The sequence below is a fragment of the Croceitalea sp. P059 genome, from assembly GCF_031846365.1.
Lineage (GTDB): Bacteria > Bacteroidota > Bacteroidia > Flavobacteriales > Flavobacteriaceae > Croceitalea > Croceitalea vernalis.
On record NZ_JAVRHW010000004.1, the window covers coordinates 1 to 24,013 of the forward strand.

General features: G+C 32.9%; 27 protein-coding genes. 24 read left to right on the top strand and 3 right to left on the bottom strand.

Going from position 1 to position 24,013, the window contains the following annotated elements:
• The first annotated feature begins 28 nt into the window (after window positions 1-28).
• The 24 genes from RM542_RS12620 (at window position 29) to RM542_RS12735 (ending at window position 18,543) form a co-directional block, all read left to right on the top strand.
• Window positions 29-457: a hypothetical protein gene (locus tag RM542_RS12620; protein ID WP_311386108.1), complete on the top strand. Its 429-nt coding sequence runs from the start codon at window positions 29-31 to the stop codon at window positions 455-457.
• Window positions 458-636: 179 nt separating this feature from the next.
• Window positions 637-1,017 (top strand): DUF2750 domain-containing protein, encoded by a 381-nt coding sequence (locus RM542_RS12625; protein WP_311386109.1) that lies wholly within the window; start codon window positions 637-639, stop codon window positions 1,015-1,017.
• Window positions 1,010-1,207, top strand: a complete 198-nt coding sequence (locus RM542_RS12630; protein ID WP_311386110.1) for a hypothetical protein — start codon at window positions 1,010-1,012, stop codon at window positions 1,205-1,207. Before RM542_RS12625 ends, RM542_RS12630 begins: the two co-directional genes overlap by 8 nt.
• A 204-nt stretch (window positions 1,208-1,411) precedes the next feature.
• Entirely contained in the window at window positions 1,412-1,726 is a 315-nt protein-coding gene (locus RM542_RS12635) for a hypothetical protein (protein WP_311386111.1), read from the top strand.
• A 152-nt stretch (window positions 1,727-1,878) separates the two neighbouring features.
• Window positions 1,879-2,358 (top strand): hypothetical protein, encoded by a 480-nt coding sequence (locus RM542_RS12640; RefSeq protein WP_311386112.1) that lies wholly within the window; start codon window positions 1,879-1,881, stop codon window positions 2,356-2,358.
• A 154-nt stretch (window positions 2,359-2,512) separates the two neighbouring features.
• Entirely contained in the window at window positions 2,513-2,944 is a 432-nt protein-coding gene (locus RM542_RS12645; protein WP_311386113.1) for a carboxypeptidase-like regulatory domain-containing protein, read from the top strand.
• Between the two features lie 161 nt (window positions 2,945-3,105).
• Window positions 3,106-3,558: an MBOAT family O-acyltransferase gene (locus tag RM542_RS12650; protein ID WP_311386114.1), complete on the top strand. Its 453-nt coding sequence runs from the start codon at window positions 3,106-3,108 to the stop codon at window positions 3,556-3,558.
• A 247-nt stretch (window positions 3,559-3,805) separates the two neighbouring features.
• Window positions 3,806-4,207, top strand: a complete 402-nt coding sequence (locus RM542_RS12655; protein WP_311386115.1) for a hypothetical protein — start codon at window positions 3,806-3,808, stop codon at window positions 4,205-4,207.
• A 162-nt stretch (window positions 4,208-4,369) separates the two neighbouring features.
• Window positions 4,370-4,981, top strand: a complete 612-nt coding sequence (locus RM542_RS12660; protein ID WP_311386116.1) for a hypothetical protein — start codon at window positions 4,370-4,372, stop codon at window positions 4,979-4,981.
• A gap of 22 nt (window positions 4,982-5,003) precedes the next feature.
• Window positions 5,004-6,197: a S41 family peptidase gene (locus RM542_RS12665; protein WP_311386117.1), complete on the top strand. Its 1,194-nt coding sequence runs from the start codon at window positions 5,004-5,006 to the stop codon at window positions 6,195-6,197.
• Between the two features lie 204 nt (window positions 6,198-6,401).
• Window positions 6,402-6,869: a hypothetical protein gene (locus RM542_RS12670; protein WP_311386118.1), complete on the top strand. Its 468-nt coding sequence runs from the start codon at window positions 6,402-6,404 to the stop codon at window positions 6,867-6,869.
• Window positions 6,870-6,967: 98 nt separating this feature from the next.
• A complete protein-coding gene (locus RM542_RS12675; protein ID WP_311386119.1) occupies window positions 6,968-7,522 on the top strand; it encodes a hypothetical protein in 555 nt (184 codons plus the stop codon).
• A gap of 502 nt (window positions 7,523-8,024) precedes the next feature.
• Window positions 8,025-8,519 (top strand): hypothetical protein, encoded by a 495-nt coding sequence (locus tag RM542_RS12680; RefSeq protein WP_311386120.1) that lies wholly within the window; start codon window positions 8,025-8,027, stop codon window positions 8,517-8,519.
• Window positions 8,520-8,779: 260 nt separating this feature from the next.
• Entirely contained in the window at window positions 8,780-9,457 is a 678-nt protein-coding gene (locus RM542_RS12685; protein ID WP_311386121.1) for a hypothetical protein, read from the top strand.
• A gap of 173 nt (window positions 9,458-9,630) precedes the next feature.
• A complete protein-coding gene (locus RM542_RS12690; RefSeq protein ID WP_311386122.1) occupies window positions 9,631-11,283 on the top strand; it encodes a serine hydrolase domain-containing protein in 1,653 nt (550 codons plus the stop codon).
• 198 nt (window positions 11,284-11,481) lie between these two features.
• A complete protein-coding gene (locus RM542_RS12695) occupies window positions 11,482-12,471 on the top strand; it encodes an AraC family transcriptional regulator ligand-binding domain-containing protein (RefSeq protein ID WP_311386123.1) in 990 nt (329 codons plus the stop codon).
• 104 nt (window positions 12,472-12,575) lie between these two features.
• Window positions 12,576-12,947 (top strand): hypothetical protein, encoded by a 372-nt coding sequence (locus RM542_RS12700; protein WP_311386124.1) that lies wholly within the window; start codon window positions 12,576-12,578, stop codon window positions 12,945-12,947.
• Entirely contained in the window at window positions 12,937-13,428 is a 492-nt protein-coding gene (locus tag RM542_RS12705; protein WP_311386125.1) for a DUF1772 domain-containing protein, read from the top strand. The genes RM542_RS12700 and RM542_RS12705 overlap by 11 nt, the downstream gene beginning before the upstream one ends.
• A 49-nt stretch (window positions 13,429-13,477) precedes the next feature.
• Complete coding sequence (locus RM542_RS12710; RefSeq protein ID WP_311386126.1) at window positions 13,478-13,879, top strand: DUF5367 family protein; 402 nt, start codon at window positions 13,478-13,480, stop codon at window positions 13,877-13,879.
• Window positions 13,880-13,967: 88 nt separating this feature from the next.
• A complete protein-coding gene (locus RM542_RS12715) occupies window positions 13,968-14,516 on the top strand; it encodes an NADPH-dependent FMN reductase (protein ID WP_311386127.1) in 549 nt (182 codons plus the stop codon).
• A gap of 27 nt (window positions 14,517-14,543) precedes the next feature.
• Window positions 14,544-15,389: an NmrA family NAD(P)-binding protein gene (locus RM542_RS12720; RefSeq protein ID WP_311386128.1), complete on the top strand. Its 846-nt coding sequence runs from the start codon at window positions 14,544-14,546 to the stop codon at window positions 15,387-15,389.
• A 31-nt stretch (window positions 15,390-15,420) separates the two neighbouring features.
• Complete coding sequence (locus tag RM542_RS12725; RefSeq protein WP_311386129.1) at window positions 15,421-15,588, top strand: hypothetical protein; 168 nt, start codon at window positions 15,421-15,423, stop codon at window positions 15,586-15,588.
• 211 nt (window positions 15,589-15,799) lie between these two features.
• On the top strand, window positions 15,800-16,930 hold the full coding sequence (locus RM542_RS12730) for a helix-turn-helix transcriptional regulator (protein ID WP_311386130.1): 1,131 nt from the start codon (window positions 15,800-15,802) through the stop codon (window positions 16,928-16,930).
• A 113-nt stretch (window positions 16,931-17,043) separates the two neighbouring features.
• Window positions 17,044-18,543: an alpha/beta fold hydrolase gene (locus RM542_RS12735; protein ID WP_311386131.1), complete on the top strand. Its 1,500-nt coding sequence runs from the start codon at window positions 17,044-17,046 to the stop codon at window positions 18,541-18,543.
• 771 nt (window positions 18,544-19,314) lie between these two features.
• On the opposite strand, the gene RM542_RS12740 is transcribed toward RM542_RS12735, so the two are convergent.
• The 3 genes from RM542_RS12740 to RM542_RS12750 all read right to left on the bottom strand — a co-directional run bounded on the left by RM542_RS12740 (window position 19,315) and on the right by RM542_RS12750 (window position 23,999).
• Window positions 19,315-19,671 carry a DoxX family protein gene (locus RM542_RS12740; RefSeq protein WP_311386132.1) on the bottom strand — a complete coding sequence of 119 codons (357 nt, stop codon included), beginning with the start codon at window positions 19,669-19,671 and terminating at the stop codon, window positions 19,315-19,317.
• 166 nt (window positions 19,672-19,837) lie between these two features.
• Window positions 19,838-22,918, bottom strand: coding sequence for an efflux RND transporter permease subunit (locus RM542_RS12745; RefSeq protein ID WP_311386133.1), 3,081 nt, complete (start codon window positions 22,916-22,918; stop codon window positions 19,838-19,840).
• Window positions 22,911-23,999, bottom strand: a complete 1,089-nt coding sequence (locus RM542_RS12750; RefSeq protein WP_311386134.1) for an efflux RND transporter periplasmic adaptor subunit — start codon at window positions 23,997-23,999, stop codon at window positions 22,911-22,913. The genes RM542_RS12745 and RM542_RS12750 overlap by 8 nt, the downstream gene beginning before the upstream one ends.
• Window positions 24,000-24,013 lie beyond the last annotated feature (14 nt).

The window sequence follows — 24,013 nt, forward strand, 5'->3', positions numbered from 1 at the left end:
GCAATAATTAGAACGAACAAAATTTTAAATGGAAATTACATTAGAATATTGGAATGAACTTGGAAAGCAAACACTACTGATTACTTCCTTATTAAGTGGATTTTCAATTACTGTAGTGGCGAATTTATTGGTTTCTGACAAAAGTGATAAACTGAACAATCGAATTTTGAAATCAGCGACTTTATCAGCTGGATGTTTTCTTGTGAGTGTTTTTGCAATGGTAAATATTGTAATGACTACAACACCTGGAGGATATATTAAAAATGTTTCATTGAATGACTTTCAAATTGCCCGAATTGTGGGAATGTTGACATTTATGATTGGGCTTATTTCCCTTTCTGCTATGATTGCTTTATCGGGTTGGACAAAATCAAAAAAAGTAGGACGATTTACTAGCATAATTGGAATACTAACATTGATACTAATTTTTATAACAATGACAAGGTTTGGAAGCTGAATATAGGACGAGTAAATAAATATAAAAACTAACTATTGCCAACAATGGCTATAATTTATAGCTAGGCTGGTTAAAGACTACTCAGGAAATCCTGACGGATTTCCTAAACTCAGTCCCTTTTTGCTAACTTTAGTTCTTCGGCTACAAAATCATAGCCGAGACCGTTGTAAAACATTTGAATGAACCAACAGAAAATAAATAACGTTTTTGGACTTGACTCAAAAGAAAGATATGGATATCTATTGAGAAAAGTAGCTGACTTTGAAACCATATATCTTATTTCTGATGATGAAGATAAATATGTTATGATAGGCTCAAATGATTTGAGTGTTATTCCTGTTTGGCCTGAAAAAGAATTTGCGGAATTATTTCTAACTGACGATTGGAAAAACTATAAAGTTGTTGAATATGATATTCACGACTTTATGGAATGGCTAACTGATTTGGAAAAAGAAAACGTGGAATTAGCAGGATTTCCAAATTCGGATTTTAATACTGTTCACGTTTCTGCTGTGGATATGAAAAATCATCTCTTATTTGAATTAAGCCAATATGAATAAGAATAATCCAGAACTGATTAAAGAAGCCAAAAATAATCCGAATGGTTGGGTTTACGTTTTGGATAAAGAATTTGAGGGAAAACAAGAAGTTCCACCCGAATTTATAAAAGGAGCTTGGAAAGTGGATGAAAAAGGAGAAATAGTTGGAGAATTTATGTCGAATCCCAATTATCGAGAAAATGGAAAATAAAAAACGTTTTACAACAATGTATAACCGCAATTACGGCGGATTCGACTACGTCCGAATCCACTAGGAATTGCAAAAGTCAGTGCTAAACCGAAAATAACGCATATTAACCCGTAACTGACGGTTATACGAGACCGTTAGCAAACATCTTAATCATTGAAAAAAATCGTCCTGCTTACCATTTCATTATTTCTTCTCCAATCCTGTTTGAATAAAGAAGAAAAAAAACAATCTAAGGACACTAAAATTGTGGATTCTGAATTTTATGGACTTTTGAAAAATGTATACGAATTAGACGGAGAATTAATCGCGGAAGTGGACTTAATTGAAATTGACGAAAAAAATAACATTAATAATCAGGATTTGAGGATTAGGAAATTAACTCTTGCTCCATCATGGGGACTAGAAAGACCTAAAAACAGCCTGTTTAGTGGAATAAAGGAACTTCAAGAATCAAAAGACATTTTCATATTCAAAACAAATTCGGACGGAAAAATAACCAGAATTACAAAACGTGAATAAAATAACGTTTGCTAACAACGGCTATAATTTATAGCTGATCTGCTTAAAGGCTACTCAGGAAATCCTAACGGATTTCCAAAACTCAATCCCTTTTTGCTAACTTTAGTTCTTTGGCTACAAAATCGTAGCCGAAACCGTTAGCTATAATATTGATGACGCAGAATAGGAAAAAAATAAGCCTAATTGGAATTTTAACCTTGTTTACTTTATTCGCAAGTTGCGGAGGCTCGTACGAATCTGAAAATAGAGAAAAACTTATTTCTTCTTTCCAAGACAACTTTGGATTTGAGCCACCAAAATCGGTTGAGAAAATAAAATTGAAAAATTGGGGACTGTATGACACTGATGTGCACTGGATGGCGTTTACTTTTGACCCAACAGTAATGGAAAAAATTATTAAACATGACCAACCATTAGGAATTGCTCTATATAACACTTCTGAGTTTACCAAAATAAAGGGAGAAATTAAAAAGAGTGTTAATAATCCAAAATGGCTAGAATTACCTGACAAGAATACGGAACAAGTCTATTATAAGATGGACTTTATCGAAAGAAAATCATTTAGTGAATATTACTTATGGACAAATACAAAAAGTCAAATGACTTACCTTTTTGTTCATTCATTTTATTGAAAATTAAAAAATACTATAGCTAACAATGGCTATAATTTATAGCTAGCCATTTAAAGGCTACTCAGGAAATCCTAACGGATTTCCAAAACTCAGTCCCTTTTTGCTAACTTTAGTTCTTCGGCTACAAAATCATAGCCGAGACCGTTACCTGCAAATGCGAAAAACCGTACTCATATTACTAATTCTGACTATTAATCTGACTTTTTCACAAAGTTCAGAATCGGAATTTGAATTTCGGAATCTGACTGGAAATTTAGTTGAGGAAAACGGACAACCACTTCCTGGACAAACAGTTATGATTAAAGGAACTGAAACCGGAACAACAACGGATTTTGACGGAAATTTTTGCTTGATAATACCAAAAGACAAAACAGTTTTTATCGAATTGCCATTCTGTTTTGACCAAATATTTCGTGAAATAAAACCGACTGACAACAAAGTTGAACTGAAAATCGGAAAGGGTAAACGGAAATCTAAAAAGGCTACTCGGAACTGGAAAAAAGTGAGAGTGGAATTGAATACTGAACTGAATAAAATATATAATAGTACGGAATATATAACTGCGGAGAAAAACATCTGCAGGTAACAATGGCTATAATTCATAGCTGCATTCTGCTAGCTTAAAAATAATTACTTTTAATACGGCTGGATTTCAGTCCGACAATTCCCGTTGGGAATCGCCGCTACGAAATCATAGCCGAGACCGTTGCCATTAATTTGAAAAAAATATTGTGAACTAAATAAAATATGACGGTAGAAGAATATATCCAATATCGAACTGGTGCGAATAAGATATCTTCGATTGTAGGGAATATGTTTATGAAACCATTTTTAGCATCTTCATTACGCTCATTTTGGAAATATTGGAACCCAGGTTTTGGATATTATCTTCTTTACTTTATTTATAAACCGATGCGCAGTTTATTTCCCCATTGGATTTCTTTGATTGTTACATTTCTGATTTGTGGCTTGCTTCACGATTTGATTTATGTAATTCCAATGCTGATGATAAATGGTGGCGGATTTACTTTTCCGCTGATAACAGTTTGGTTTTTAGTAATTTCAATCGGAGTTTTGATTACCGAACTTTTTCAAATTGATTTTAGAAAAACTAATAAAAATATTCGACCGATTTTTCATTTTAGCTATCTTGTAGGCACGTTTTGTTTTACAAGATATATTGACCTGATGATAGGATAGCTGATAAAAACTAATGGCAACAATGGCTATAATCTATAGCTTTCCTTCTACAAAGAATAACTTTTCTTACTTTTAAATAAAAACAAAACCGGTCTGGCGAATATGTAGCTCGGCACTTTTGCTCGCCATCCAAACGCGCCAGCTACTTTGCGGTTATTCTTGGCGCGGGCCTTTGGCGCAAAACTGACTATCCGCTACAGAATCATAGCCGAGACCGTTGTGCAACATTTGACCAAAATATCGTGGAATGAAAATTGAATATATCGAAACAGAAAAAACAATTCAAATAAAAGACGGATTGAAAAATCAATATCTTTTTATAAAAATCCTAATGATACTCAACTTGACCAATGCTCTAATACGAATATTTGGAAAAAACACAAACGAATATGGATTTATTGAATATTTCTGGATTGGATTAGGACTTCTTTCATTGATTATACTTGTCATGTTTATAATTAAAATGTCAACATCGGAAAAAATTTCAATCGAAGAAATAAAGGGACTTGAAGAAAAAACTGTATTTGGAAAGAAAAGGTTTGCGCTGAAATTAAAAAACGGAAAGAAAAGGAATTTGGGAAATTTTAAAGACCAATTTGAGTTAGTTAAAGCTCGCGAATTATTTACAGAAATCGGAATTGCAAACTGAATATAAAAAACGTTGCACAACAATGGCTATAATTCATAGCTAGCCATTTAAAGGCCACTCAGGAAATCCTAACGGATTTCCAAAACTCAGTCCCTTTTTACTAACTTTAGTTCTTCGGCTACAAAATCATAGCCGAGACCGTTGTAGCCAATTAAAACTAAAATGAATAAGAAAAAATCAAAACTAAAAATTGACGCAAACCTCGCAATAGCAATTGGTGTATTAATTGCAAGTTTTGGAGCATTGTTCGTATCAATGAAACAAGCTTCTATTATGAATGAACAAACCAAAATTTTAATAGAGCAATCAAAATCAAATGCTTGGCCAAGTTTAAGTATTGGTATGATGAGAAATATACAAACAGATGGGTTAAAAAAATTCAATTTTCAAATAGTTAATAGAGGAACTGGTCCCGCTGTAATCGAACAAACAATTATTACATATGATGGAAATGCTTTCAATAATTGGAATGATTTTTATAAGTTAATTAAAGTGCCCGATTCTATATCAATTGGACATGGTAATGACATTCTATTCAACAGAATAATTTCACCAAATGAAAATTTTAACTTAGTTGACTGGTCAAACAATAAAGACCTTATGCAATATATTTATGAAAGGGCTGATAAAATAACTATTGAAATTTGTTACAGGTCTGTTTATGATGATTATTGGAAAGTAAAAAGAACTGGTTTAAAAAATAACTTAGAAAAAAATCTTATTGAAAAGACATCGTTTTGTGACCAATCAAATCAGATATACTTTCAAGAGTGAAAACTAAACCCTTATCCAAAAAATGAGAAAAATTATATTAATTCTATTCTTGATTCCATTTTTATCAAGTTCTCAATCGGTTTATGAAACTGATTTCAATAAGTTTCTGGACGATTACAAAGAGTACTTCGGCTATTTGGAAGAGCAAAACGTCGACATAGAAAACATTAGAAACCACTACCTAAATCAGGCAAAATCTATAAAGAGTAAAGATGAGTTTATATCTTTTATGGAAATCGTAATTAACGAATTTTATAATGGTCATATCTCACTGAACACAAATATTTCATCTTCAAATAAAATTATCCCAACGGGAGCAGATATATATGCCGAAAAAATTGGTGGAAAATATTTTATTTCTGATTTGAGAAAAGATTTTCCAGCCGAATTATCTGGTCTTAAAAGAGGAAGTGAAATTTTGAAATTCAATGACCAAGAAATTGAAAATGCAATCTTAAAATTTTTACCAAAAAGTAAAAATATATACAATAAACAAATGTACCAATATGCATTAAATATGCTTTTGGCTGGTGGAAGGAAAGGAGAACGAAAAATAACCGTATTTCAAAATAACAAAGTGCTTGATTTTTTTCCAAATAAAATTGCTTTTAAGAAGTATGATAAACTATTGGAATTACGAAAAATCAGTGAAGATATAGGATATATTAAAATTAATAATTCTCTTGGTAATTCTGAATTGATATCAAAATTTGACAAGGCACTGGACAGTTTACTTCAGTTAAAGACAATTATATTAGACCTAACAGAAACACCAAGTGGTGGTAATACAATGGTAGCAAGAGGAATTATGGGTAGATTTATAAACCAAGAACTTCCTTATCAAATACATTTATTCAATGAAAAACCTTATCAGACAGTTAGAAAATGGATTGAACTTGCAAGCCCAAGAGGAAAAGCCTACGAAGGTAATTTAATAGTAATGGTTGGTCATTGGACTGGCAGTATGGGAGAAGGACTGGCTATCGGCTTTGACGCAATGAAAAGAGCCGATATTGTTGGCACCAAAATGGCAGGTCTAATCGGGGCCATTTATATATTTAAAATGCCAAACACAAAATTAGGCTATTCCATACCGACCGAGAAAATGTACCATGTGAATGGCTTGCCCAGAGAGGATTTTTTACCAAGGAATCTTACCCAAAACAGAGATGAAACATACAGAAAAGCGATTGAAATAAGCGATAATAAGAAATAACTGGCTACAACAAAAAATATAAGTAATAGCTTCCTATCGTCAGCTAATACTCATATTCAAACCGTTGGCAACAATATGAGGAAACTAATATTCTTATTATTTTTTATTCTTTGTTCTTGCAAAACAGGATTCGATTCCTCTTCAAAAAAATGTATTGATAAGGAACACAGGGAAATTCTGGTAAACGCTGTTGAATCGTTCGATTTGAAATTAGAAGAACAATATAAAAATCTTTCAAAAGAAGCTGCATATTTTCAATTTCTATCTGACTGGGCATCTAAAAAGTTGCCACTTGATTTTTTTCAAGATTCGTTGGAATTGAAAATTAGAAATTTAAATCTATGGGAAGTATCTGAACGCACAGATAGAAACATGGAACTTGAAAAAACATTGTTTGATGTTGATTCCATGAACCTTATAAGGGTAAAACTAAATTCTGAGTTTTCTACTTGTCTATCCAAAAACACCAGAGATTGGGATGGAATTAGACGCTTTTTACTTGCAAATTCCAAATATCGCTTAAGTCCAAGGCTTGCATTGAAAAATTTATCTTACACAAATGAAACCGATTTAAAGGAATTTGAAAACAGACTGGCGATAGTACTTGGAGTTTACTATCAAACTATGTTTAATATAAAAAATACAGTTGCCAACAATGGCTATAATTTATAGCTAGCCATTTAAAGGCTACTCAGGAAATCCTAACGGATTTCCAAAACTCAGTCCCTTTTTGCTAACTTTAGTTCTTCGGCTACAATTAAAACTGAATCGTGAAAAGAGAAAAAGTAATAGAAAAGTTGGAAAAGCATTTAGCTGCAAATCTTTATGTTAGACTGACGAGAAAAAAAGAAGGATTTGAAGGAATTACAACAGGATTTATTCTTGACAAATCATCTGATTTTATTTTACTTCAAGAAACAGACGAATTCAGAATTCTAGGTTATCAAATAATCCCTATAAAAACAATTAAACACGTTCGATACAACAAAAACGACAAAACATACGAACGGATTTTAAAAGAAGAAGGATTAAAAAAGATAATTACATCAAAACACAAGGTGGACTTAACTAGCTGGAATACTATTGCGAATGATATAAAAGCAACGGAATTGACAATTATATCAGAATGTGAGCATCCGAAACTAAACTATTTTTGTATTGGACAACTAAAACGAGTGAATAAAAAGTCCATTTCGATAAGGTATTTTAATGCTAATGGAATTTTAGACAAAAAAAATACAACGCATAATTTTGAAGACATTACAAAATTGAGTTTTGATGACCATTACGCAAATGTATTCTCGAAATATATAATCGAAAAATAACTGTAGCCAACAACGGCTATAATTCATAGCTAGGTTGGTTAAAGGCTATTCAGGAAATCCTAACGGATTTCCTAAACTCAATCCCTTTTTGCTAACTTTAGTTCTTCGGCTACAAAATCATAGCCGAGACCGTTCGAGTCAATTCACCTACGGTGAACTTTAATCTGCGCAACTACGTTGCAACTCATCTTAAAGAATCGACTCGAACTACAGCGCTAAACCAAATTACATCAAGCACCTTAACTTAAAATCACCTCTAGGTGGGCGTCGAGCCAAAACTGACAAGAACGGCGTGCTAAAAGTAATTTGGTACTGTAATTTATACTCCCAATACCACAAAATCCAACAAGGATACGTCCGCTTTTAGCGGACTACTTGGCGAACAATGCAGCGTGATTATACGGAAGCCCGATTCACGCAGCATTGTTTAAAGGATTTTGCTATATTTCCGTAGAAATCACAGCACTACGTTTAGCGCTGTAGTTGTAACCAATTATAATTTATGATTAGAATTTTAGCATTGACCCTTATCTTAATAATTGTTTCTTGTTCATCGAATAGAAAATTATCTTCTGAAAATTCCCAAAATAGGATTTCTAAAGAATATCATGAAGATGGGACATATTCCGAGTGGAATTATTTGAACGGACAACTCGTCGATGGCAAGTCTTATTTTAAAAGTGGAGTACTTCTTGAAGATTATAGTTTCAATAATGGAAAAAGAAATGGAATTTCCAATAGATATTATGAAAGTGGCGAAAAAGAAATAATATGGGAATTTAGAGACGATATTGTAATTGGCGGCACAGGATACTTCAAAACAGGTGAGAAGAAGTATGATTTTAGTTATGAAAATGGCCAAAGAAATGGGCTTACAATAGAATATTTTAAGAGCGGTAAGAAGAAAATGGAATGGAATTATTCAAATGATAAATTAAAAGGTCAGTCCATTGAATATTTTGAAAATGGATACATAAAAGATGTATGGAATTATTAAAAACTGGTTACAACAACGGCTATAATTTATAGCTAGGCTGGTTAAAGACTACTCAGGAAATCCTTACGGATTTCCAAAACTCAGTCCCTTTTTGCTAACTTTAGTTCTTCGGCTACAAAATCAAAGCCGAGACCGTTACCCATAAGCTGAACCAACCATTGAAAATACTATTTCACATAATAATTATTGTTTTTTTGACTGTTGTCACTCAAATAGGTGGAGTAATATATTTGATTGCAATTTTGTTGGTTAAGAAACGGTTGAAAAGGATTAAGATTTTCGCAGTTCTATATTTGCTAACAACATTTTTAATCGTTCCTAATGTCGCACCGATTTTTGGACGAGAGAAAATAAAAGAAACTGAATTTTTAAAAGCACATTCGTTTTTCTATAAGCTAATGAATAGGAATTACGTCCGTCCTGAGCTGAACAAATCGCTCAACCAAATTGCTACTGAATTTGAGAAAAGTAACACCGGAATAAAAATGACTTACCTAGACGCTAACTTTCCATTTATTGACAAGTTTCCGCTTCTTCCCCATTTGAGCCATAATGACGGAAAAAAAGTAGATGTATCACTGATTTACGAAGAGTCAAACGGACAATTAACCAATAAAAAACCATCGATAAGCGGATATGGAGTTTACGAAAAACCAAACGCAAATGAATATGACCAAAATGCTGTTTGCAAACAACGCGGCAATTGGCAGTACGATTTCCCTAAATATTTGACTTTAGGAACGATTAACAAGGGTATCGAATTTTCTGAGAACGGAACCCGTACATTGGCTAATTTGATTTTACGTCAAAATAGTACGGGAAAACTATTTATTGAACCACATTTAAAAAAACGCCTGAATTTAATGAACAGAAAAGTCAGGTTTCACGGCTGTCAGGCAGTTCGACACGATGACCATATACATTTCCAACTGAAATAAAACCGAAAAAGCCTATGGGTAACAATGGCTATAATTTATAGCTAGCCATTTAAAGGCTAATCAGGAAATCCTAACGGATTTCCAAAACTCAGTCCCTTTTTGCTAACTTTAGTTCCTTGGCTACAAAATCATAGCCGAGACCGTTGTATTCAAGCCAAAACAAATATTCTATAATGAAACAAACATTTATAATAACATTCTTATTTCTTGGAATAAATGCATATTCCCAAGAATTGGAAAATCCAATAATTGACAGGCTCGACAGTCAGATTGAGAAATATATCGATGGGATTTCACCAGGAATGGCAGTCGGAATTGTAAAGGATGGAGCAACTGTATTCGAAAAGTATATTGGTTATTCAAACCTTGAACACGAAATAAAAATAGACAAAAATACAAGTTTCAATATAGCCTCAAATGCCAAACAATTTACCGCTTTGTGCATATTGAGACTAATTGAGCAGGACAAATTAGCCTTAGATGATGATATCAGAAAATATTTACCCGAATTATATAAAGAAATTGGATACAAAATTACTGTATCAAATCTATTGACACATACAAGTGGAATTAGAGATGTTTACGGTTTATGGGCATTGAAAGGTAAAGATTGGTATGAACTTTTTATAGATAACGATGATGCAATCGAACTTTTACAATCTCAAACAGACTTGAATTTTGAGCCAGGAAAAGAGTATCTATACAGCAACTCTAACTATATACTTCTTACAGAAATCGTTGAAAAAGTTACCGGCATTAAATTCAAAGATTTTTCTAATTCATTGTTTACAGAATTAGGAATGAAAAATTCATCATTTCTCACCAATTATATGGCCATAATTCCAAATAAGGCAAGACCTTACGGTAATTGGAATGGTTGGCGAGAATATCCAATAGTAACAGAATTGAATGGAGATGGTGGTTTATTCACAACTTTGGAAGACCAATTAAAATGGGAGCAAACTATTCAACAAAATAATGGGAAATACCTATCAACTTCAATGATCGACCAAAGTCAATCGACTATAGGAAATGTAGATTTTGACGACTACGGATACGGATTAATGTTTGGAAATTATGAAGGCTTAAACTACACATATCACGATGGTAGTACTGGAGCATATAATGCGACATTTTTTAGATTCGCAGATAAAAACCTATCGATAGTCATAATGTCAAATAATGGCAACGTACCTACAAACTATTTAGCACAACAATTGACAGATATTGTTTTTGAATTAGACATAAATAATGATAAATACCCATCAGTTCCCAAGAAAACGGAAATACTGAAAAATTTCAAAAGTGTTGTAGGTAATTATCAAAACGTTGATGGGACGATAATAAAGATAAGTGAAAAAGATGGTTCTTTATTTCGAGAGATTTATCAACGAGAGCCAGTAAAAATGATAAAAGAAAAACAAAGCTTGTTTCATTATGAGACGAACGATAAGCTTAAAATGAACTTTTCGAATATTGGGAAAGAGCAACAAAAATTCACTTTATATTTAGCTTCTCAAAAACCAGGCGTTTATCATAAATTACCAACTGAAGAAATAGAAAATGGTTATGATACGAGCTTAAACGGAACCTATTTCAATGAAGAAACCGATACAGAGATTGTAATTGAACACGTCAAAGATGCTAATTACAACATTATCAAAAATGGAAGAAAACGAGATGGAAAACTCATTACAAAAGACTTTCTTAGAATGATGAGCTCATACAAAATTATAGTTATTAGAGATGAAAATGGAGATGTACAAGGGTTAAATTTAGAGAACGGACGAATTAAAAATGTCATTTTCAAAAAGCAATCCGTCTAAAAAAGACTTGAAAAAGGCCAGCGTACAACATTGTATAAAAATATTAGCGGTTTAATCGCTTAAACGAAACAAAATGAATAATTTAAAGGTCATTACCAAACTGAAAATTAGTGCATAAAACCCGCTACTTTTCATATACAAGACCGTTGGCAATAATTAAAAGAAACAGAGAATCTAAAATAATATGCTTGTAAAAAAATGAAATACTTCTCTGCAAATCTTTATGTAAAAATGCTTAACTGCGCTATAGCAGAAGGCATGAATCATGAAGATTTTGCAGATTGGACAACTTCTTTGGAGGAAGCTAAAAAATTAGAGGTTATTTCTGCTGAGGAGTTTTTAACCGCACACGAATTACTTGATGATAGATTAGGTCCTGGTTTTGGTGTACGTGTTGGACAGCAAATGATTATTGAAGATTATGGCGTGTTAGGTTTATCTTGGCGTACCTGCTCAAGGGTAGGCGAAATTTTTGAGCGGAGTGAACGTTTTTTTAAACTATTATCCAACACTTTTGTATGGCAAATTCAAAAAAAAGGTGATGTCTCTCATGTTATTCTTCATAGGGAAGCACTTAGAAGAGGCATGGAATTATCCACAGAAGCTAGTCTTTCTGCTACGGTTGTAGTATTGCAAGCTATGTCTGAGCAGAAAATAGCACCAACTCAAGTCAGTTTTAAGCACAGTGCACCAAATGACTTATCCAGCTTTCACAAAGCATTTAATTGTTCCATCTTATTTAACCAACCTCAATATGCGATAAGCTATAAAACAAAAGACCTTAATTTAAGAACAGCCAAAGCAGATGCCAGTATTAATAGTTATCTACTACAACAAGTGGATGAAAAAACTAATGGTATCAAAATCCCAGGCTCAAAATTTGTGCGCGACGTTGAATCCCTGATAAAAGACTCGCTACCGACGGGTATTCCTAGTATTCATCATATTGCTGACCTTACGGCTATGAGCAACCGAACACTAACAAGAAGACTTTCTGAAACTGGCGCAACCTATCGTGACTTAATTAAAAAAACGCAAGAATCTATTGCAAAAGATATGCTTTTCAATACTACGCAAAGCGTAGGCGAAATTGCCTTCTTAACAGGTTTTTCCGAGCAAAGTGCATTCAATCGTGCTTTTAAGAAATGGACTAACCAAACACCTTCCGAATTTAGAAAATCTAACTAAAATTAGCCTTTTGGCGTAAAATGTCAAAACGTTGTCTTTAAGTGTCAAAAATTCCTTTTGAACACTTTGCACCTTTGTATCATCAAATTAATTAATACAATTTAATGATGGTTACACTAGTAAAATTTTTAATCGGAATTAGTATAGCACTTCTAGTTAATTCAACAAATAATTATCAGTCGATTCGTGAGTCTAATAAATTGACTGAGGTATATGTTTCAAGCAATGGAATAAAAGAGTCAAAGCCAGACGCTTTTCAAATTTTGGACCATAAGTGTAACGTTTGTCATCGTAAACGCAACAAAAAATGTGTATTCACAACAGAAAATATGAATACCTGGGCTGATGATATTTACACGCAAGTCTTTGTAAAGAAACGCATGCCTAAAAGCAAAAAAATAAAGCTCACTTCTAAAGAATATCAAGATTTATTAACCTGGATATCATCCACTAAAACTTCAACCAATGGAATTTAAATTAAAATTTATCGTGTTAATACTAGGCTTAGTATTTACTGGTTTAACGGCAGGACTATGTTTTACTTGGTCTAATGCTGTAACACCAGGAATTGGACGACTTGATAACCTAAGCTTCCTTAAAGCTTTCCAAGCCATGAATAGAGCAATCATTAATGGCAAATTTATGATTGTATTTTTTGGCCCGGTTCTACTACTCTTTCTTAATACTTATTTATTTAAGGGAAACAACACTAGCTTTTGGCTATTTCTGATTGCAGCAATACTATTTTTTATAGGAATAGGTTTGGTAACCATTTTTGGAAATGTGCCTTTAAACGAATTATTGGATAAATCGAATCTGGAAGCACTCTCTAAAATAGAATTGCAAGAGCTTCGAGATAAATTTGAGAAACCATGGAACCTATTGCATACTATAAGAACACTCTCATCATTTAGTGCTTTTATGCTCTTAATTATTGGAATGCTGTATTCAAAATAAGACAACTCATCAATCAAAAAACGAACAATAAATTTATAAAATAACAATCATGAAACAATTTAGAATCATAGCTGTAGGGATTATAATTTGGATAATCGGAGTATGCTTATACGCATCGTCCTACTATGTACAACTTCTCGAAAATGCAGAACAACAAGCCAATATATGGTTATCAATAGTAATAATTCCCTTGGTTTGGTTTGGGGCAAGATTATACTACGTAAAGGATAATCGTGCTCATGGGTTTAAAGTAGGATTGATATTCTTCATCATATCCGGAATTTTAGACGCACTCATCACAGTGCCCTTTACTATACTTCCCTATGGAGGAACATATTCTGATTTCTTCCTCGATTTCGGATTTTGGTTCATTGGTCTCGAGTTTATAATAACAACAACTTTGTATTGGTATCTCAAAATAAATCGTAAAAGGACTACTACTACTTATTAATAGAAAATAGGATCAAAAAGCTTCAGGTATTTGAAGGATAGATTATTAACAATCGTAAAAACGTACAATTAATTTAAAAAAATAAATCATGAAAAAAATAATCACAATCGCAGGAAGTAATAGTCAGAAATCTATCAACAAAAGTTTGTTGTTATATACTTCCAACTTATTAGAACATGTGGAAATCATTTCAATCGACCTAAACGATTATGTCCTACCAATGTATGGAGTCGATTATGAAATTGAAAATGGCATACCAACAGCCGTAAAAAAACTCAATGAATTATTGGATAACGCTGATGGATTTATAATAGCATTGGCAGAACATAACGGAACCTACACAGCAGTATTTAAAAACACCTTAGACTGGTTGTCTCGTGCTAATGTAAAAGTATGGCGAGATAAGCCCACCTTCTTAATGGCAACCTCACCTGGTGGTCGCGGTGGAGCTACTGTTTTAAAAGCAGCGGTTAGCTATTTTCCATTTTTAGGGGCTAATGTCGTTGCAGACTATTCCTTGCCTAGTTTCTTTGATAATTTCTCAGATAATGATATTTCAAACACAGAATTAAAAGAAGAGCTGACTCAAAAGGTTCAACTTTTCAAACAACACTTAATTCTCAATTCAATCCTATAATAATTATAAACTTTAAAAACAGAAAACATGAAAACAGAGAACATTTTAATTATCGGAGGGACTGGAAAAACGGGTCGCCGAGTTGCAAAAAATTTAACACAATTAGGTCACAACGTAAGAGTTGTTGGACGAAAAACAAATCCAGCATTTGATTGGGAAAATCCTGAAACTTATGACGCAGCTTTAAAAGATATGGATAGAGCCTACATTGTATACTATCCAGATTTGGCGGTTCCTGGTTCTAGAGATGCCATTACAACACTTACTAAAAAAGCATTAGAAGCTGGTTTAGAAAAAGTAGTATTACTTTCTGGTAAAGGTGAGACTGAAGCTGAAGCTTGTGAGGATATCGTAGCTAATTCAGGTTTAAATTACACCTTAGTTAGAGCCTCATGGTTTAATCAAAATTTTAGCGAAGGTGCATTCTTAGATTTTGTATTAGATGGAGTGGTTGCACTACCTATGCCGGAGGCGGAAATTCCATTTGTTGACGCCGATGATATTGCCGATGTTGTATCTAAAGTGCTAATCGATGATTCATATAATGGACAAACAATTACAGTTACTGGACCTCAAAAAAGAACCTTTAAAGAAGTCGTAGAAATTATGGCTGAAGCTTCTGATAAACACATTCAATTTATACCTATTACGATAGAGGAATTTAAAGATGGTATGCGAAAAGCAGGATTACCAGATTCTTATGTGTGGCTCTTTGGGTATTTGTTCCAAGAAGTATTAGGAAATCCAGATAACCAAGAAGTTTCAAATGATATTACCAAAGTTTTAGGTAGACCTGCAAAAGATTTTGAAACCTACGCAAAACAAACGGCTGCTACTGGGATATGGAACCATTCCATTGCACAGAATTTTTAATGACATTTAACAATTTTTAAAAACATATAACATGAAAAATAAGAAAATGGCATTAGGCGTCCTTTTTGGCGCAGGAATCGGACTTTGTATTGGCATCTTGTCAAATAATATTGAAATTGGTTTGTCTTTAGGAGCTGGCGTGGGTTTAGTCTATGGAACCGCTATTGGAACTAGATTTAAAAAAGAGAATGAGAAATAAAAAATCATAATTAAACTATTGCCAACAACGTGTATAATTAATAGCGATTTGAACCTTAATCCAAGTCGCTATTCTTTTTTATTTTGTATTTTAATTTCCCAAATGTAACACAGATAAACTCGCTACTTATCATAAGCAAGACTGTAAGCAATTATACCAGACATTTAAATGGCAACTACAAAATGACAAAATACTCAGGATAGCAAGGACAATGGACTTAGGAACGATTGTAATCATACTTCTACTGGCTATTGGCTCAATTCAAGGATTAATTTATGGATTCATCCTACTTAAATCGAATAAATATAATCGGTTGGCAAATAGAATATTAGCAGTAATTCTTCTTTTACTCTCTTACCGACTTTCTATTCAAATAATGCGGCTATTTGGTTTAGGATATTATGATAGTTGGTATTATATAATGATAGACATAAGTTGGGTCTATGGTGCACTTATCTACTTTTACACAAAAGCACAAACACAATCTAATTATAAGTTTTCAAGTAAAGATTGGGTGCATTTTCTTCCTTTAGTCATTCAAATATTCTGTAGTGTTTTTGTGAGACTACAGAATTTATATTGGGATGGCACAAAAGAAAGTTTGTCGTGGTTAGGCTATTATGGCTATGTGGTATGGATGAACAATTCAACCATTTACATAGTGGCAAGTATTTTAATTATTGCGTATGCCTTTAAATCTCAAAAGCTATTGAATTCAGTAGATGAAAGGTTTGAAATCGATATAACTAAATTGGCTTGGATTAAACGCATTATAAAATCATTTTTGGTCTACTTTTCCTTGGTACTTTTTGTTCTTTTAGTTGACCTAGTGATTTATAAATCCATTAACGATGGATCTTATTTTTACTTTACACGATTTTACTACTATCCATTTTTTATAGGGATTGCTGTTATAACATATTGGATAGGACTAGAAGGTTTTTCCAGACGAAACGACCCAGAGCTTACTATCAAGACTATTATTAATCCTGACGATTTAGAACGACTTAAGGATATTTCTAAAAAGCTTGAAAACGCAATGGAGAACGACAAGTTATTTAAAGACCAAGAGCTTTCTCTAAAAAGTGTTGCAGAACAACTAAATATTAAACCATACCTCATTTCAAAAAGCCTCAGTGAAATTTATAACAAAAGATTTAATGATTTTGTAAATGAATACAGAGTAAAAGAAGTGCAATCACTTTTGCAAAACTCCAATAATTCAAAATATACTTTACTCAGTTTAGCTATGGACGCAGGTTTTAATTCAAAATCTTCATTTAACCGTGCAGTTAAAAAGCAATTCGGTATTTCACCAAGCGAATTAAAGATTAAAAAGTAAGGTGTCAATTTTCATAATGACACCATTTTAACCCACTAAATAGGTTTCAATTTGCCATTTGAAACCATTTTTTATTTGCCAAAGCATAGGTTTGTCTAAAATCAAAAAAAATTATGACAAAGAAAATAGCATACTTTCTATTAATGGCATTTGCTCCTCTAATAATAAATTGTCAATCGATACAAGAGAATGTCAAAGGTTCGTTTAATACAACCTTTACCATTTCTAAGAAAACAACCCATAAAATAAATAAGAAACAGAAATATACATTTGGTTACCTAGAAGTACCGGAAAATAGACAAGACTCAAATAGCCAAACGATTAAGATTCCAGTTTATATTTTCAAAAGTCGCAGTAAAAGCCCAAAGAAAGACCCTATTATTTATACCGTTGGAGGGCCTGGGGAAACCACTATGCCAAGTGCTCAATATATGGAGTACTACAAATACTTAGATGACAGAGATTTTATACTTATAGAACAACGCGGCAACTATTACGCAAAACCGCATTTGGACTGTCCTGAATTGGCAAAAGCGACGTTTAGATCCAATCTGCCAGATTTCGATGAAACGGAATATGATGTTCTAGTTGCGAAAGCAACTAAAGATTGTAGAAATAGACTTGCTAAAAAAGGTATCGATTTTGATGGATATAATACGAATGAAATAGCAGCCGATATAAATGATTTGGTCAATATTTTAGAAATTGAAAAATACAACCTACTTACCATATCCTACAGCACCAAAATAGCTCAAGTTTTGATGCGGGATTACCCTAAAAAAATTAGAAGTATAGTAATGGATTCACCACTTCCATTAGAGTCAAACTATGATGAAGAAAGTGTGAAAAACTTATTGGAAACAGTTGATAAATTGCTTTCTGATTGTGAGGCAAATGAAGGGTGCAATAATGCTTTTCCAAAAATAAAAACTAGGTTTTATAATTATCTAAAAGAAAAGACAGAAAAACCTCTGGAGGTCAAAATAGATAATCCAAACAATGGGAAAATTGAAACCTTTAATCTAACAGGTGCAGATTTAATAGGGGTTTTCACTATAGCTTCTACTGAGGATATCGTAAATATACCTTATGAAATAAATAAACTGCTCAGTGATGATTTAACTTTGGTAAAAGAACAACTTTCATATCTATTTCAAGAATCAAATTATGGTTCTGGATTGGGCATGCGGCTTTCTGTTTGGTGTGCAGAAGAATATCCATTTAGTTCTCAAAGCATTATTAAAACTGAAACTACAAAATACCCAGAAGTTAAGGGGTTATCTTCTGAAACTTTTGAAGAAGAGATATGTAAAATTTGGGGTGTTCAAAAAGTATCGGAAATTGAAGATTTAGCGGTCAAAAGTGATATTCCTGTTTTACTTATAAATGGAGAATATGATAATTTGACTCCACCTAAATGGGCAAATTCAATGAGTAATAACCTCGTAAATAGCTATCATTTCGTTTTTAAAGGATGGAAACATACCCCAACAACCAATTGGGGTAACCCATGTGCAATGATCTTAGCAAATGAATTTTTCAATAACCCTACGGAAAAACCAAATTCTGACTGTTTTGAACAAATTGGAAGTCCGGAATTTAAAACAGAATAAATAACTTTTTACAACAACGTGTATAGTTTATTGCTAGCATAGGTACACCTACGAAAATCTTGGCGGATTTTCTATTCGAGTCACTTCAAGAATTGTTAAAACAGGAGATGGAGGTCAGCAGAACGCTTACCACTGAGAAAATAAAAAACTTTTAAAAAAAATCCATCTTGTTAGGATTATTTTATTCAATATAAACTTAATCAAAATTGAATTAACTCATACCTGCAAATACTTCTTGTGACGACGCAAATAATTTTCTTAGAAAAATTATTAATGAACTTCCAAAATTCAAATAATGAAGTGAACGATATCATATGATTGCAGAAAAAATGAAAAACCCTGGAAATCATACGATTAGCAAGGTTTTGATATTGCCAGAATGGCGGTTGGTCGGGATGACAGTCCTAAAATAAAAAATATACCACCTTGATTATCAATAATTTACCTTGCTAATATTTAGCTGTACACCGTATTGCAATTTTTAAGTCAAATAAGCACAAACGATGTAGTTTCTTTTAAATACAAATTAACAAATCTTTCTTCTTAGACAAAATCTAACCTAATAATGTTAAGTCAAAACAATGTTGTTTTAATATTATGGTAATAATGATTTGATTGATCCACTGTTAAAGAAATATCTTATTCAATGGTTTTTCATGGAATTTTTAAGTATTATTTATTTTTGTAGTGTAGTAATTAGTTTCTCGAAACTCTACTTTCGTTAAAATTTATCTTGATTAAGAGATAGCTACCAATCATTAGTCTAAATGATTAATTTTCAACTTTTTTCTCGTATATAACTGCTACAATAACAAATACTAATCCAGCAAGTGCTGGTGGCCACTCGCCATCTTTTACATATATATGTGCTGCAAATGCAAGAACCATATCATAAAAAAAGCCTGCATATGCCCACTGTTTAAAAGATTTTAATTGTTTTAGCCATATAGCACTAACACCTAGAATTTTCGCAATGGCTAACGGATATATTATGTAAGTTGGATAACCCAATTTAACAAAAGTTTCAGCTTGTGGAAATATTATATACATTCCTGCAGATAATAACATTAATATTGACAATAAAGATTTGGCAGTGTAGTAAATTCTATTAGCTGTTTTTTTAGACATATCGTTTAGTATAATATTTAGTATTTTAAATTTTCATAAAGTTGAACCAGAGCATTTGACTATAAATTCCTACAACACATTGGAGAATTATAATTTTTCACCAATTTGGTTAATTAGTCTTAACACTCTAATATTGACAAATCTATCAGCTTGTGATACTATCATATTATTTTAGTTTATACATTATTTTATATAAAGCAGGTACATAAATTAATAGAATCACCGTTGCGAAAAAGAGGCCGAAAATGATACTTATTGCCATTGGTCGCCACATCACACCTCCACCTATCCATAATGGAATCATACCAAAAGATGTCGTAAATGTGGTAAGTAAAATAGGTTGTAGTCTGCTTTTAGCAGCATCGATTAATGCTTTAATGGGTTCATCTGGATTTGCTTCCATCTGTTGCCTGGTCTTATCAATAAGCACAATGGCATCATTAATTACAATACCAGCTAAGGATATAATAGCTAAGAATGCTGTAAAACTGAAAAAAGAATTTGTTAGTAATAAACCTGCTACCAGACCTATTAAAACAAATGGAATAGTCGACAGAATAATAAAGGTTTTCTTCAATGAGTTGAATTGAATCATTAGAAGAATAACCATAATAAATAAAGAGATTGGCAAATTCACAATTACTGCTCCCATAGCATCACCACTAGATTCAGACTCACCACCAAACTCAAAAGCTACTGCATTGCCCCATTCTTCACTTTTTTCATCAAGCCAAGGCTTTAATATATCTGTAACATCTTTGGCTGTAATATCACTATCTATAAAACAATCTATTGTTAAATTGAGTGCTAAATCTCTCCTTTTAATTTTTGGATATTGCCATTTTAAATCAATATCGGCTACTTGACTTAGGGGCACGCTATTACCAGTACTTTGAGAGTACACATTTATCGATTCTAAGTCTCTATATTTAATTTCATTTACTGTTCTGCTTCTTAAGACAATAGGTATCGTTAGGTCATCTTCTCTAAAATCTCCAACATTCATACCTGATAGTAACGTATTTAAAGAAAGTGCTACATCTTGATTAGTAAGACCTGCTTCGGCCAAGTTAACCGGGTTAATATCTACAAAAAACTTTTTTATTCTTGGTCCCCAATCATCACTTATGTTCTTCGTTCCTTCTATTGTTAATAATTTCTTTTTTACTTCAATAGCCGCCTTATTAATTACAGACGCATCATTGCCTTTTAACCTCACTTGAACTGGAACTGAAGCACCACCTCCCATAACTAGTTCCGTTACAGTTACTGAACCATCCAATATGTTTTTCTTTACATAACTTTCTAATGCATCAATCATTGGTTGATTCGCAGCATATTTTGTGGTATTAATAATCATATAGGCATAGGACGAATTTTGCTCGCCTGGTGTATAGCCTTGGTCAAAAGAATTTGGACCTACCCCAATATATGTGGACCAATCTAAAATACCTATACTGTCCTTTGAATCATTCTGCAGATTATTGGTTATGTAGGATTCTAACTTTCCAATAGTAGATTCGGTAACTTCAATTTTAGTTCCCAATGGTAAGTCCAGCTCCAGTGTAATCAGATTTCTTTCGCTATTTGGCATAAACTCAAAAGGAATTTTAGTAAAGCCATAAAGTGATATTAAGAATAAAATAAGTACAGATGCTAGTGCTAGTAATGGTTTTTTTAATGTGTAGCTAATCAACTTGCTATAATACGGTGTAATTTTAGCAAACACCGTAGTATTTGACTTTTCCTTTTCTTTCTTTTTGTCTGATAGAATCCACTGACTTAAAAGTGGTATTAAAGTAAAAGCTATTACCCAAGAAGACAATAGTGCTATACTTACCACCACAAAAAGGTTACCCATTGTCTCTCCTAAAACGGATTCGGCTAAGTAGAAAGATAAAAACGCCGCTGATGTTGTTAGAGAAGAAATTAATAATGGAACTAAAAATTCTTTACAAGTATTGACAGAAGCATTGAATTTACTTTCTCCTTCTTCTATGCGTTCTAGAATACTTTCAACAACTACAATCCCATTGTCTACAAGAAGTCCAAGAGCAATAATAAAACCAGCCAAAGAGACTTGATTGAGTCCTGTTCCTGCATAACTCATAAACAGGAAACTCATTATTATTACTGAGGGTATTATACTAGCAACAAGAAAACCAGCTCTATAGCCTAAAAACAGAATAACTACAATAAGTACAATAAGGATACTCTGTATTACATTGCTTACAAAACTATCCACACTTTTGTAGACCTCATAATCTTGTGACGCTATTCGTATTGCTTCTATACCTAATGGCAATTTGCTGTTTAATTGGGGAATAAGCTTATCTATTTCGGCACCCAACCTTGTAATATTTGCACCATCTTTCATAGATACATAAATAGCCATAGCTTCTTTACCATCTATTTTTACAATACTTTCTCTTGGCGTCACATAGTCTCTTCGAACATTGGCAATTTCATTAAGAGGAATAGAACTTCCATTAATAGTTATCAATAAATTTTTTAGTTGATCTACAGATTCTAAGTTACCACTAGGTTCTAAAATTATGCGTTCATTTTCTAGAGCTACTTCACCAGCTGGTATTATGATATTTGTAGACGCTATATAGTTTTGTAATAGTTGCCCTGAGAGACCATAATTTGCTAATTCTTCATCATTATAATCAATATAAATACGTTGATTAATAATACCCGCAATTTCTACCTTTGCGGCATCTTGAAGTCTTATAATCTCTTGCCTCACATGGTCTGCATAATCTTCAAGCTCATTATATGCAAAGCCATCATTTTTTAGCCCTACAAAAATCCCGTAAGACACACCAATATCATCATCTTGTACATCTGGACTGGAAGCTTCACCTGGAAATCCATTTTCAATTGCCTCGATTTTTCGACGTAATTTGTCCCAAATAGGTTGTAACTGCTCTTTTTTTACAAAATCATATAGCGAAACACTAATAATTGAAACACCAGTTCTTGATGTACTTGTTATGGTTTTTACCTCTGGAATTTCTTGAATAACTTCCTCAATAGGAATGGTAATTAATTGCTCTATTCGTTCAGGGCTTGCGCCTGAATAATTTGTAACAACTGATGCGTTTCTGACAGTATATGGTGGCATACTGTCTTGCGGCAAGCTAAAATATGCACTCAAACCAAGACCTATAATTACTGCCATTACCAAATAAACAACTTGATTGTTTTTTAGTGCGATGTATGTTAGGTTACTTTTATTCATCTAGTAGTGTTACTTTCATTCCATTAACAAGTGAACTAATGCCCGCAGTTGCTACTTTTTCTCCTTCGTTTAAGCCTGAAATGATAATAAACCCTTCATCGTTTATAGGCCCTATTTCTACATCACGTCTTTCCACGGTGTAATGACTTGAAGAATCATTTTTTACTAATACAAAAGCATAGGTTCCATTGGTGTTTTCGCTTATTGATTTAATTGGCGCTACTAGTTGTGGTTGTCCTGTACCATAATTAAACTCAAACGTCGCTCTACAAGGCATACCTGGTCTTAAGCTATCATCAGCTCCAAGGTTTATGATTACTGGGTATGTTGCAGAACTTGATGTTGAATAACTTACACCAGTAACTTCTCCCATTATTTCTGTTTCACCAATACTGACTTTTACTGTTTGACCTGACGTGACATTTGCTATCTGTTTTTCAGGAACACCAATATTAGCCTCTATCTCACTATTCTCTGCATTGAATACAAATACTGTATTTCCAGCTTGGGCATATTCATTGAGCTTAAAATTTACTTCAGAAATAACCCCATCTGCTGGTGCAATAATTTTAGCATAACTGAACTGGGATGCCTGTAAATTCAGAGACTTTCTTGATGATTCGTAATTAGACAAGGCACTTGCATAGTTGTTTTTTTCATTTTCATACTCACTAAGGGATGTACTATTGGCTAGATATAGTTGTTTTACTCTGTCTAAATTAGACTTACTGGTTTCCAATTGAATCTTTGCACTTCGTTCAGAAGCTGCTGCCTTTTCGTAGTTTAACTGAGCATCAGTGACATCTAATTTCGCGAGTAATTGCCCTTTCTTTACTTTTTTACCGACATCAGTTTTCAACTCAGTAATTAGACCACCTGTTCTGAAGGATAATCGAGATTCTGATGCAGATTGTGTGGTGCCAGAATAGGTTTTTATTTGTTTACCGCCCGATAGAAAAATGCTTTTGTATCTAACGGCTCTAATATCTTCGTTTTGATTTGCATCACTTTTTGATTTGCTATCATTACAGCTAGAAAAAATCAACAATACAAATATCATTCTTACTAAAATATGCTTCATCTATTTTTAATTTT

Bases quoted from the DNA above. Each gene is read 5' to 3' on its own strand.
- RM542_RS12735 (WP_311386131.1), top strand. From the start codon at position 17,044: ATGACAAAGAAAATAGCATACTTTCTATTAATGGCATTTGCTCCTCTA.
- RM542_RS12640 (WP_311386112.1), top strand. From the start codon at position 1,879: ATGACGCAGAATAGGAAAAAAATAAGCCTAATTGGAATTTTAACCTTG.
- RM542_RS12695 (WP_311386123.1), top strand. From the start codon at position 11,482: ATGAAATACTTCTCTGCAAATCTTTATGTAAAAATGCTTAACTGCGCT.
- RM542_RS12720 (WP_311386128.1), top strand. From the start codon at position 14,544: ATGAAAACAGAGAACATTTTAATTATCGGAGGGACTGGAAAAACGGGT.
- RM542_RS12625 (WP_311386109.1), top strand. From the start codon at position 637: ATGAACCAACAGAAAATAAATAACGTTTTTGGACTTGACTCAAAAGAA.
- RM542_RS12690 (WP_311386122.1), top strand. From the start codon at position 9,631: ATGAAACAAACATTTATAATAACATTCTTATTTCTTGGAATAAATGCA.
- RM542_RS12700 (WP_311386124.1), top strand. From the start codon at position 12,576: ATGATGGTTACACTAGTAAAATTTTTAATCGGAATTAGTATAGCACTT.
- RM542_RS12705 (WP_311386125.1), top strand. From the start codon at position 12,937: ATGGAATTTAAATTAAAATTTATCGTGTTAATACTAGGCTTAGTATTT.
- RM542_RS12650 (WP_311386114.1), top strand. From the start codon at position 3,106: ATGACGGTAGAAGAATATATCCAATATCGAACTGGTGCGAATAAGATA.
- RM542_RS12620 (WP_311386108.1), top strand. From the start codon at position 29: ATGGAAATTACATTAGAATATTGGAATGAACTTGGAAAGCAAACACTA.
- RM542_RS12655 (WP_311386115.1), top strand. From the start codon at position 3,806: ATGAAAATTGAATATATCGAAACAGAAAAAACAATTCAAATAAAAGAC.
- RM542_RS12645 (WP_311386113.1), top strand. From the start codon at position 2,513: ATGCGAAAAACCGTACTCATATTACTAATTCTGACTATTAATCTGACT.
- RM542_RS12750 (WP_311386134.1), bottom strand. From the start codon at position 23,999: ATGAAGCATATTTTAGTAAGAATGATATTTGTATTGTTGATTTTTTCT.
- RM542_RS12740 (WP_311386132.1), bottom strand. From the start codon at position 19,671: ATGTCTAAAAAAACAGCTAATAGAATTTACTACACTGCCAAATCTTTA.
- RM542_RS12680 (WP_311386120.1), top strand. From the start codon at position 8,025: ATGATTAGAATTTTAGCATTGACCCTTATCTTAATAATTGTTTCTTGT.
- RM542_RS12660 (WP_311386116.1), top strand. From the start codon at position 4,370: ATGAATAAGAAAAAATCAAAACTAAAAATTGACGCAAACCTCGCAATA.
- RM542_RS12730 (WP_311386130.1), top strand. From the start codon at position 15,800: ATGGACTTAGGAACGATTGTAATCATACTTCTACTGGCTATTGGCTCA.
- RM542_RS12630 (WP_311386110.1), top strand. From the start codon at position 1,010: ATGAATAAGAATAATCCAGAACTGATTAAAGAAGCCAAAAATAATCCG.
- RM542_RS12715 (WP_311386127.1), top strand. From the start codon at position 13,968: ATGAAAAAAATAATCACAATCGCAGGAAGTAATAGTCAGAAATCTATC.
- RM542_RS12725 (WP_311386129.1), top strand. From the start codon at position 15,421: ATGAAAAATAAGAAAATGGCATTAGGCGTCCTTTTTGGCGCAGGAATC.
- RM542_RS12665 (WP_311386117.1), top strand. From the start codon at position 5,004: ATGAGAAAAATTATATTAATTCTATTCTTGATTCCATTTTTATCAAGT.
- RM542_RS12745 (WP_311386133.1), bottom strand. From the start codon at position 22,918: ATGAATAAAAGTAACCTAACATACATCGCACTAAAAAACAATCAAGTT.
- RM542_RS12710 (WP_311386126.1), top strand. From the start codon at position 13,478: ATGAAACAATTTAGAATCATAGCTGTAGGGATTATAATTTGGATAATC.